1 protein-coding gene and 1 pseudogene are annotated in these 9457 nt (G+C 39.6%); both read left to right on the top strand.

The window, feature by feature from the left end; genetic code table 11:
* Positions 1–6015 (top strand): BspA family leucine-rich repeat surface protein (locus tag BLW28_RS14465; protein ID WP_143036903.1); only part of this gene is annotated, 6015 nt, incomplete at its 5' end.
* Between the two features lie 618 nt (positions 6016–6633).
* Positions 6634–9457 (top strand): annotated as a pseudogene (locus BLW28_RS14460) (hypothetical protein); the annotation flags it as partial.

Below are 9457 nucleotides of genomic sequence, written 5' to 3'. Positions count from 1 at the left end.
TGGAATGTAGAAAATGTTACCAATGTAAATAGCATGTTTGATAATGCTTCAGCTTTCAACGGCGATGTAAGTAATTGGAATGTGATTAATGTTAGTGATATGAGTTATATGTTTAATGGCGCTAGTAGTTTTAACGGCGATGTAAGTAATTGGAATGTAACCAATGTTACTCATATGGAACTTATGTTTCATGGAGTAACCCTTTCTAGAGCAAATTATGATGCCCTATTAGAAGGTTGGAGTACACAAACATTGCAATCAAATATTGATTTTCACGCCGGGAACAGCACCTATTGCGCCACAGCTGCCAGAGATGTATTAACAAACGGCCCGAATTATTGGAGTGTTATCGATGGCGGTTTAGATGCAAATTGCATTAATCCCGCAGATGCCTTCATAACCACCTGGCAAACCACCACTGCCAATGAAAGCATTACCATACCAACAAATCCAGCTGTTTCAGGCTACAACTATACGGTAGATTGGGGCGATGGCACTACTTCTACCGCTCAAACGGGTGATGCTTCCCACCAATATTCCACGGCAGGCACATTCACGGTTTCTATTACTGGGGATTTTCCGGCTATCTATTTTAATAATATCGGTGATAAAGACAAGATTTACACCATTGAACAATGGGGAACACAAATTTGGGAAGGAATGGATAACGCATTTTTTGGCTGTACTAATTTACAGGGTAATTATACAGATACACCAAATCTAACTGCCGTAACGGATATGAGCAATATGTTCAGATCTGCCACCGCTTTTAATGGTAATGTGAACAACTGGAATGTAGCAAATGTTATGACTATGAGCTATATGTTTAGAAATGCCACTGATTTTAATGGAGATGTAAGCAATTGGAACGTTGCAAATGTTACCAGTATGTATGGTATGTTTGGCAGTGCTTCTGCTTTTAACGGCGATCTGAGCAATTGGGACGTATCCAATGTTATTCTGATGGCGTATATGTTTAGGTATGCTTCTGCTTTTAATGGCGATGTGAGCAACTGGGATGTTTCCAATGTTACTTCTATGTCTGCAATGTTCGAGCATGCTATTGTTTTTAATAGCGATCTGAGCAACTGGAACGTCGCAAATGTGATAGAAATGAACAATATGTTTGATAGCGCTTCTGCTTTTAATGGCGATGTAAGCAATTGGAACGTTGCAAATGTTACCAGTATGTATGGTATGTTTAACAGTGCTTCTGCTTTTAATGGCGATGTAAGCAACTGGGACGTTTCAAATGTTATTGACATGAGTTTTATGTTTAATGGCGCTAGTAATTTTAATGGTGATATAAGCAATTGGAACGTTTCATATGTTACCAGTATGTTTGGTATGTTTTCTTATGCTTCAGCTTTTAACGGTGATGTGAGCAATTGGAATGTAGCAAATGTTACAGATATGAGCTATATGTTTTACAGTGCCAGTGTTTTTGATAGCGATATTAGTAACTGGAATGTTGAAAATGTTACTGATATGACCGATATGTTTATCGGAGTAACCCTCTCCACTGCAAATTATGATGCCCTGTTAAATGGCTGGAGCGCACAGACATTGCAGCCCAATGTAAATTTTCACGCAGGAAATAGCTCCTATTGTGCCACAGCCGCCAGGGATATATTAACAAGCGCACCAAACAATTGGACAATTACCGATGGCGGTTTTGATGCAAATTGCATTAATCCCACAAATACCTTCATAACCACTTGGCAAACCACCACTGCCAATGAAAGCATTACCATACCAATAAATCCAGCTGTTTCAGGCTACAACTATACGGTAGATTGGGGCGATGGCACTACTTCTACCGCTCAAACGGGAGATGCTACCCATACGTATACTACGGCTGGCACATATACGGTATCTATTACTGGAGATTTTCCTGCTATTTTTTTTAACAATTTTGGCAGTAAAGAGAAAATCACCTCTATTGAGCAGTGGGGAACTGGAAACTGGACTACTATGACACGGGCTTTTTATGGCTGTACTAATTTACAGGGTAATTATACAGACTCACCAAATCTAACTGCGGTAACTGATATTAGTTTAATGTTTACGGAAGCTAATAATTTTAACGGAAATGTGAGCAACTGGAACGTCTCAAACATTACTGATATGAGTTTTATGTTTTATGGCGCTAGTAGTTTTAACGGCGATGTAAGCAATTGGAATGTAGAAAATGTAACGGATATGAGCTGGATGTTTAGAGACGCCTCCATTTTTAACAGAGATTTGAGCAACTGGAACGTGTCAAATGTAACGGATATGAGCAATATGTTCAGGGGCGCTTCTACATTTAACGGCGATGTAAGCAATTGGAATGTAGAAAATGTTACCAATGTAAATAGCATGTTTGATAATGCTTCAGCTTTCAACGGCGATGTAAGTAATTGGAATGTAGAAAATGTTACGGATATGAGCAGTATGTTTTCTTATGCTAACGTCTTTAACCAAAATATAGGAAATTGGGACGTTTCAAATGTTTTGGATATGTCCTGGATGTTCTATAATTCTTTAAGTTTTAACCAAAATATCGGTAGTTGGAATGTATCTAATGTAACAAATATGAATGGAATGTTTGCATCTGATTCTCCTTCCAGTTTCAACCAAGATATTGGCAATTGGAACGTAGTAAACGTAACAGATATGGGATTTATGTTCTCTGGTGCTTCCGCATTCAATCAGGATATTGGGAATTGGAACGTGGGGAATGTTACCAGTATGGGCTATATGTTCTATGGGGCTAGTGCATTCAATCAGGATATTGGTAATTGGAATGTGGGCAGCGTGACCAAGATGTTCTCTATGTTCATTGAGGCTACTGCCTTTAATCAGAATATTGGCAACTGGGACGTAGGCAATGTAACTGCTATGCAGGGTATGTTTTTGAGTACCAGTCTATCAATAGCAAATTATGATGCCATTCTAATTGGCTGGGCAACCGATAGTAGCGGTGTGGCCGGTGATGGTATAGACGACATCCCCAACAATGTACCCTTTGGAGCCGGAACCAACCAATATTGCACAGCCGATATAAAACGCCAAGAACTCATTGATACATACGGATGGACAATTACCGATGGCGGTCTTAACTGCTCAATGGAACCTACAAGTGCCTTCATTACCACTTGGCAAACCACCACTGCCAATGAAAGCATTACCATCCCTACAAATTCAAATGTTTCAGGCTACAACTATACGGTAGATTGGGGCGATGGAAACATTTCTACCGCTCAAACTACGGATGCTACCCATCAATATACCACGGCTGGCATATACACGGTTTCTATTACTGGGGATTTTCCTGCTATCCAGTTTGGTAGTGCAAATAGCATTGCCATCAACGACCAAAAACTGTTGACCATTGAGCAATGGGGCACGCAGGTGTGGCAGGGAATGGATAGTGCCTTTAAAGGTTGCTCAAATTTAACCACAGAATCTGCTACAGATGCGCCCGTATTGGCTGCCAATTCTAGTTTTAATTCCATGTTTTTTGGGTGTACAAACTTCAATTCAGATTTGAATGATTGGGATGTAAGCAATGTCAACACCATGGTGTCCACGTTTCAAGATGCTGCTTCTTTCAATTCAGGTATTTCAAACTGGAATGTCGAAAATGTTACAGATATGAGCAATATGTTCAGGTATGCCTATGACTTCGACCAAAATATTGGAAGTTGGAATGTAACTAACGTAACAAATATGAGTAAAATGTTTTATTATGCCTCTACCTTCAATCAAAATATTGGTGGATGGAATGTATCGAGCGTAACAGATATGTCATTCATTTTTTACCAAGCAGCTGTTTTTAACCAAAACATTGGAAGCTGGAATGTGTCCAGTCTAATGGATTTGACTGAGATGTTTTCGTATGCCATTGCCTTCAACCAAAGCATAGGAAACTGGAATGTATCAAATGCAACAAATATGTATAGAATGTTTCATCATGCAGAGGTCTTTAACCAAGATATTGGAAACTGGAATGTAGCCAATGTAACAGATATGGGGATGATGTTTTATGAAGCTAATGCCTTCGATCAGAACATCGGAAGCTGGGATGTATCGAACGTTATGGATATGACCTGGATGTTTCTTGGCGCAACCTTATCTACTGCCAATTATGACGCCTTACTTACTGGTTGGAGTGCCTTGCCCCTGCAAAACAATGTAACATTTGATGGCGGAAATAGCCAGTACTGTACAAGCTCAATAGAACGACAAGCTATTATAACTACTTATGGTTGGAATATTTTTGATGGAGGTCGCGAATCAGGTTGCAACTTTTGTTCTGAAACTACTACCTATACACTAGCTGATGGATGGAGCAATGGCACCCCTACCCCCAGCAAGAAAGCTATTTTTGCCGATGATTACAACACTACACTTGGAAGCATAAACGCTTGTGGCATTGAAATAAACACAGGAGCTACGCTTACCGTTTCTGAGGGCACCACTATTAAAGCTGTGAAAGACATCGAAATTAATGGTGATCTAATTTTTCTGAGCACTGCTACTGGTAATGGAGAATTGGCTGCTATGGGAGCAACTTCAAATATTACCGGTGATGCTACCGTGCATCGTTATATGAGCAATAAGCGCTCTTACAGAATGGTGAGTCCTGCGGTTACTACAAATACCTCTATTCACAATAACTGGCAGGAAAGTGCAATTAGCAATATGGATAATCCTGTAGCTGGTTATGGAACACACATTACAGGCAGCACCATAGACCAACAAAACGGCTTTGACGGCACTACCACAGGAAACCCTTCAATGTTTACTGTAAATGTAGCTACCCAACAATTCGAAGCAATTGCAAATACCGATGCAAACACCCTAACAGCAGGAAGTCCGTATCTGTTATTTGTTAGAGGAGATAGAGCCATTAATCTTGGAGACAACTTAGCCTCTAGCGAAACCGTGCTTCGCGCCACGGGTTCACTAGTTACTGGCACACAAACCCAAAATTTTGCTTCAGAAGACGCGGGAGATTTTGTGATGTTTGGGAATCCATATCAGAGTGCAGTTGACATAAATACGGTGTTTGCTAATTCCTCCAACCTGAACGCTAATATGTATTATGTTTACGACCCAACCCTTGGAGATAATGGGGCTTATGTAACAATCGAGCTTCCGGGAGGAACAAACACCTCGGGTTCTGCTGCAAGTCATTTTTTACAACCAGGGCAAGGCGCTCAGGTAGCAACCGCTGCAGCGGGCACCTCATCTGTAGTGTTTAAAGAAAGCGATAAAACTCCAGGGCAGTTTACGGCAACCAATCGCCCATTGTTAGCAAACGATATGCTAACCGTACAATTATATACTAACGAAAACTATAACAATGGAGGATCGGTACACGATAGTTTCGGAATTGTGTTCGCTGAAGAAAACGACAACAGCCTCACCCCTGCTGATGCTGTAAAGCCAATGAACTTTTACGAAAACCTTGGTATTGACCACGACGGAACGTACTTGAGTATCGAACAAAGAGAAATGCCACAAGCGGGCGAAGAATATTCGTTATACACTTCTGGTTATCAACACACCAATTACACCTTTAAAATGGTTATCGATGGATTAGAAACTACCGAATTCTATCTTATTGATTCCTTCACAGGAACGCGTACACTTTTAGAAACTGGAGAAAACACCTACAGTTTTACTGTGAATGGTGACAAGTCGTTGAGTATTGCAACCAACCGTTTCTCAATAGGTTCAGAACAACGCTTGGGAGTTGATGACAACAACCTACTTTCAGGCATCCGCCTCTTCCCTAACCCATTGAACGGAGATACATTCTATATCAAGGCACCAAAATTAAACGGAGAGCAATTGTCAGTTAGCATTAGCGATTTAATGGGGAAAAATATCTATAAGCAGACTTTAGACTGCCGTGCAAACACAGTAACAGTACCAATGGGCGAGAATATTGCATCTGGGGTTTACTTAGTTACTTTAAAACACGGTGAAGAAACTAGTACGCTTAGATTGATAAAAGAGTAATTGCTGAAGCCAACATATACTTCAGCAAACAAAAATGTTAGTTATTTTGGTTAATGTTAAGTTGATTAAAATGAGAAAAGAACCTGTAATGGGTTCTTTTTTCATTTCGGCATTCAAGGAATGGGATTTGGGATTTGAATTTTTGGGTTTTTAAAACACTACTTTTTTTGAATGTTCCGAGATTTGTTTAAATGTCCTGCTGTGTCAAGATAGTGAGCGAAATTCTCAAAAAAAACAGTGTAATTCGCGCCCGAATCCATCGACACTCCCTCATCTTTTACTCGTGTTTTCCTCTAACCTTGTTCGAGATTCCTTCGAGACATCTTCAAGAAATCAGCGTTTTTACGAAGGATTCTTGAACGATCCTCAAAGAAACCTCGAATATATAAAGAAGCTGTATAAAGCATGAACCGTCTCTAAAACAACTAGCCATTAACACACAACACCATCTCCTTGAATGAAAAAATAAAAACAAGTTTTGCGTAAACTATGCTTACTAAAGACTGGCTACATTATTAAAAGGTTATTAATGTCCAAACCTGTGTTTTAGTGCAAAATGGCGTACTATATTTCATATCTTTGCACAATTATAAATATTAATTAAAATTTAAAAAAATTATGGGTTCAATTTTACGTAAACGCCTAAAAACTGGCGGTTTTCTAGTTCTAATGTTTTTTGCCGCATCTATTGGGTGGGCACAGGGACTTGAAGATTTTACAAATTCAAACGCAGGTGGTGGTTACTCAACTAATTCTTTCATTGGAAATAACGAAATTACATGGTCGTATGTAGAATCTCGCGATGACAACGGTACAACAGGTGTTACCGCTCCTGCATTAATGCTGAGAAGAGTTGCCGATGAGAGCAAAGTTACTTCTAGCTTAATTCCAAATGGAATTGGTGACTTTAGTGTAAAGCTATACAAAGGTTTTACAGGTGGTGGTGACCGTCAGGTTGAATTATTTGTGAACGGTATTTCTCAAGGTACTTCAACAGCTTTTGATGATTATGACGAGCATATTTTTACTGTCTCTGGAATTAATATCGAAGGGGATTTTACTATAGAAATTAGAAATACTACGAGCAAACAAGTAATTGTCGATGATATTACTTGGACTGCTTTTGGTGAAGGAGAAGGAAATACAGGACCGTTTATTACAAACATAGACCAAACTCCAAGCAGCACAACAGTTACCTCATCAGACGATGTAATGGTTATTGCAGATGTCGTAGATGGTGACGGCATTGCTTCAGTAGAACTACATTGGGGAACAACAAGCGGTAGTTTAACGAATATCATCGCAATGAGTTTAGATGCTGGCGATACGTATATGCTAAACAGTGCTATTCCTGCACAAGCAGATGGCACAACAGTTTATTACGAAATTCAAGCCACAGACGCTCACGAAACGCCTGAAACTTCAAATAGCCCTGAGCAATCTTATACTGTTGAGGACCCACTTCCTTTCACAATACCTTATTCTAATGCTTTTGGAAGCCAAACAGATTACGACGAAGCAGTTGGTTATGGTTTTATATTCAATAACACTGCAATAACAAATTATTTAAGAATAGACCTAACTGGTAGTATGACTACTGCTGCTATTGATTTTTCAAATTATAATGCTTTAGTCGTAAGTGCTTCTATGAGAACGTACGGATCTGGATCAGGTCGAGAACTAACCGTTTCCGTATCCGATGACAATGGTGTTAATTATACTACGGTAACTACTTTTGCTATTGAAAGCAGTAACTATACTACTTTTGAACAATTGATCGATTTGTCATCTTTAAATGGAGCTAACGGTCGTATCAAGTTTGAAATGACCAGCGGTTCTGGAAGTATTCGACTAAGGGATTTTAATCTTGATATTCAAGAAATGGAAGGTTATGTATATTCAAGCGGTGCTTGGAGTCCTTTTGATCCTAGTGGTGTATCTACTAGTGCTGATGACATAGTTGTTAGTGACGGTGTTGCTACTTTTACTTCAGATGTAGAAGCTCGTAATATCACTATCAATGAAGGAGCAACTTTAAACGTTGAAAGCGTACTTAGTATTGCTGGAGACATCATCAACAACGGATCGCTTGTATTTGTTAGCACTGCAACAAGCAACGGAGAATTGGCGGAAGTACTTGGAACTTCTTCTATAACAGGAGATGTAACAGTTGAGCGTTACATGAAAAACAAGCGTTCTTATAGAATGATAAGTAGCGCGGTTACTACCACTTCTACTATCCACGATAACTGGCAAGAAGGTGCTACTAGCAATACCGACAATCCAAATCCAGGTTTTGGAACACATATTACAGGTGCTACAACTGACCAAATGAATGGTTTTGACGGTACAATTACAGGAAACTATTCTATGTTCAGTGTGAATGTAGCTGCACAAATGTTTGAAGCAGTTGCAAATACTGATGTAAATACATTGACGGCCGGTGATGCTTATTTATTGTTTGTTCGTGGCGACAGAAGTATTGACTTAACTAATGATTTAGCTGCTGGTGAAACTGTACTTCGTGCTACAGGTTCATTGTTTACTGGAACTAGCACTCAGAACTATGCAACTTCAAATGCAGGAGATATTTTAATGTTTGGTAACCCATACCAAAGTGCGGTAGATGTTAATAGTGTATTTGCTGCTTCTACAAACCTAAACCCTGGTCATTACTATGTATATGATTCTGAACTTGGAGCTCACGGATCGTATGTTACCGTAATGCTTCCTGAAGGAACAAACACATCTGGCTCTGTTGCCAACCAGTTCTTACAACCAGGACAGGGAGCACAAGTAGCGACTTTAGCGGCCGGCGCTTCTTCGGTTGTCTTTAACGAAAGTGACAAAGCGCCAGGGAATTTTACAGCTACAAGCCGTCCAGCAACAATGAATGATATGTTGACTGTACAATTATATACTACTGAAAACTTCAACAATGAAGGATCACTACACGATAGCTTCGGAATTATCTTTGCAGAAGGAAACAACAACGAGCTTACAACTGCTGATGCTGTAAAGCCCATGAACTTCTACGAAAACTTAGGTATTGACCACAACGGAACTTACTTGAGTATCGAACAAAGAGATATGCCACAAGCAGCTGAGGTGTATTCAATGTACACAACAGGTTACCAACAATCTGAATATACTTTAAAAGTTATTGTTGATGGTTTGGATAGCACTGTTCTTTACCTTGATGATCACTTTACAGGTACAAGCACAATATTAGAGGCAGGAGATAATGTTTACAGTTTCTCTGTAGACGCAAACAATTCGTTGAGCATTGCAACAGACCGTTTCTCTATAAGAACAGAGCAACGTCTTGGAGTTGATGACAACAGCTTGCTTTCAGGTATTCGCCTCTACCCTAACCCATTGAATGGAGACACATTCTACATCAATGCACCAAAATTAAACGGGGAGCAATTATTGGTTAGCA

The sequence above is a fragment of the Aequorivita viscosa genome (assembly GCF_900106795.1).
Classification (GTDB): Bacteria; Bacteroidota; Bacteroidia; order Flavobacteriales; family Flavobacteriaceae; genus Aequorivita; species Aequorivita viscosa.
This window is presented reverse-complemented; position numbering and strand designations above follow the sequence as displayed.